Here is a 1612-nt window from a genome sequence, read left to right as displayed (position 1 = left end):
CGATTCTGTTGAAAAAGTAGCTCCCCTGTCTGGCCTGCTGCAAAATCTCTGCATTGGCCGGTGGGGGATCACACAGCATGATGGGACAGTTATCGAGTGGGCAGGAGCGACTGTTTTACTCGTTCAACCTTGAAGATCACATCCCAGCCAATCATCTTCTGCGTAGCATTGATCAGTGTCTCGATCTGAGCGACCTGCGCCATTACCTCGCCGATTTCTACAGCCCGATTGGACGTCCGTCGATTGATCCCGAACTGATGATTCGCATGCTGATTGTGGGCTATTGCTACGGCATTCGCTCAGAGCGGCGGTTGTGCGAAGAGGCTCATTTGAACCTGGCGTATCGTTGGTTCTGCCGGTTGAGCCTTGAAGATGAAGTCCCTAATCACTCGACCTTTTCCAAGAACCGACACGGCCGTTTTCGGGACAGTGATCTGTTTCGCTGGTTGTTCAATGAAGTGCTGCGCCGCTGCATGGACGCCGGCTTGGTCAAGGGCGAAGGCTTTGCCGTGGACGCCAGCATCATCAAGGCGGATGCCAGTCGGCAGCGCGGTGTACCAGGTGATGAACCGGTCAACTGGAGCGATCCGGCCCTGAGTACCCGCGCTGTGCGTGAATATCTTGAAGCCCTAGATGAAGAGGCTCTGGCCGAAACGCTACCCAAGCGCCTGTCGCTGACGGATCCCCAAGCTCGCTTGACGGCAGCTCCAGGCGGCCCAGCGTTTTATGCTTATTCGACGAATTATCTGATCGATACCGAGCACGGCGTGATCATGGATGTGGAGCCGACACCGGCTCATCGAACCGCAGAAGTCGAGAGCACCAAGACCATGATCGACCGCGTCGAAGCCCTGTTCGACATCAAGCCGAAGCGCCTCATCGGCGATACCGCGTACGGTACTGCGCCGATGTTGGCCTGGATGGTGGAGGAAAAAGACATCGAGCCACATGTGCCGGTATGGGACAAAACCGAGCGCAAGAACGACAGCTTTTCGAGTAACGATTTTCACTGGAATGAAGAGGCCGAGGAATACCGCTGCCCAGCCGGCAACGTATTACGCAGCGAATGGCGAGCCTTCAAGAACGAGCGTTCGCACGTCACCAAAGCCAACACCATCATCTTCCGATCCCGACAGACTGACTGCGCTGCTTGCCCGACGAAAGCCAAGTGCTGCCCGAACACTTCGATTCGCAAAATCGTCCGCAGCGTCCATGAAGCTGCGCGTGACGTGGCTCGACGCATTGCAGCAACGCCGAAGTACGTGCGCTCTCGCCACGAACGCAAGAAGGTCGAAATGCTGTTTGCCCACCTCAAACGCATCCTGAAACTGGATCGCCTGAGACTACGTGGCATGAGTGGCGCGACTGATGAGTTCACGTTGGCCGCTGCGGTACAGAACCTGCGACGGCTGGCCAAAATTACCTCTCAAGGCCCACCGGTCACGGGATAGGTGCGCCTGCACTAAGCAAAAAACCTCAAACTAACCCACTAACTGAGCAGCAAAGGTCAACGAAGAGCCGAAAAACCACTCGATGTGGTGAGTAGATTCTTCGGTGGTGATCGTGCGTGAGTTCAGGCGAGCCGAAAATCCGACTTTTTCAACAGAATCGG

General features: G+C 55.8%; 1 protein-coding gene. It reads left to right on the top strand.

The genetic code is table 11. From position 1 onward, the window contains the following. The first annotated feature begins 77 nt into the window (after positions 1-77). Positions 78-1451 carry a transposase gene (locus tag ACSFE6_RS31470; protein WP_435431262.1) on the top strand — a complete coding sequence of 458 codons (1374 nt, stop codon included), beginning with the start codon at positions 78-80 and terminating at the stop codon, positions 1449-1451. Positions 1452-1612 lie beyond the last annotated feature (161 nt).

It is taken from the genome of Pseudomonas baetica, from assembly GCF_051216495.1.
Lineage (GTDB): Bacteria > Pseudomonadota > Gammaproteobacteria > Pseudomonadales > Pseudomonadaceae > Aquipseudomonas > Aquipseudomonas baetica_B.
The sequence above is the reverse complement of the archived record's forward strand: the minus strand, read 5'-3'. Positions and strand labels throughout refer to the sequence as shown.